This is a genomic window from Gordonibacter pamelaeae 7-10-1-b (assembly GCF_000210055.1).
GTDB classification, from domain to species: domain Bacteria; phylum Actinomycetota; class Coriobacteriia; order Coriobacteriales; family Eggerthellaceae; genus Gordonibacter; species Gordonibacter pamelaeae.
Window position 1 is genome coordinate 2,125,254 of sequence record NC_021021.1, and the last position, 972, is coordinate 2,126,225.

General features: G+C 68.8%; 2 protein-coding genes. One reads left to right on the forward strand and one right to left on the reverse strand.

Annotated features, from left to right (window positions below):
* Positions 1 to 168 (forward strand): aminotransferase class V-fold PLP-dependent enzyme (locus GPA_RS18180; RefSeq protein ID WP_156791160.1); only part of this gene is annotated, 168 nt, incomplete at its 5' end.
* Positions 169 to 193: 25 nt separating this feature from the next.
* Here the strand turns inward: GPA_RS18180 and GPA_RS09800 are convergent.
* Positions 194 to 972 (reverse strand): cell division protein FtsQ/DivIB (locus tag GPA_RS09800; RefSeq protein ID WP_041239423.1); only part of this gene is annotated, 779 nt, incomplete at its 5' end.

The following is a 972-nucleotide window of genomic DNA, read 5'->3' on the forward strand; positions in this document are numbered from 1 at the left end:
GCAGGCGCCCACTGCGCCCAGCCCCTGGTGCGCCACCTGGGCGCGGAGGCCGTCTGCCGCGCCAGCACCGGCGTCTACACCTCCGAGCGCGACGTCGACCGCTCCCTCGGGGCCGTGGAGGCGGCACGCCAGGATGCGGCGAACCTCATGACGTCGGCGATGCTGTAGCAGCTGTAGGCGGAGGGGCCTCCGCCTACAGCGCCCTCCATGTGGGGCGGTCCACCACGCGCACGTTGATATAGACGACCGTGGGGTTCTCCTCCATGATCTTCAGCACGACGCGCTCCTTGTCGCGGATGTTCTCGGCCTTGCCGAAGGCTATCTCCACGTTGTCGTCCAACGTGAGCGTGGTGCCCTCGGCATCGGTGGCCGACACCTTCGTCACGCGGCCCGCGAGCTCGGTGGTCATGCCCGACACGATGTCGAGCGCGTTGCTCACGTTGTCGTCGGAGCAGTACGTGCCGATCTCGGCCTTCGTGCCGTAGGGCACGTCGGTGATGGACAGCACGGCCGCGGCGTCCTCGTAGACCTTGGGGCTGGTCCTCTTGCCCGCCTCGGAGTCCTGGTCGGGGATGGGCATGAGCCACATATGGTCCGACGCGATAGCCCACCGCTTCACCGACTTGGCGTCCTCGGTGGGCACGGCCACCACGGCTGCGATGGTGCGCTCGGTCACGGCCAGCTCCAGCGTGTTCGGGAACACGCGCTTCACCTCGGCGTCGGCCACCCAGGCGTTCTTGAGCAGGCGCTCGCGGATGCCGGCGGCGTCCACCCGCAGAAGCGTGGTGTTCGCGGGCACGTTCGCCATGGCCGTCATGTCCTCGGTGGTGAGGTGCTCCACGCCGCTCACGGTGACGTTCTCCACGGCGAACAGGTTGGAGTTGTACGCGACGACGGCGCCGATGACGAGCGCGGCCACGAGCGAGGCGACCACGGCGAGGCGCACGACATGGCGGCGGTACGTGCTTTGCG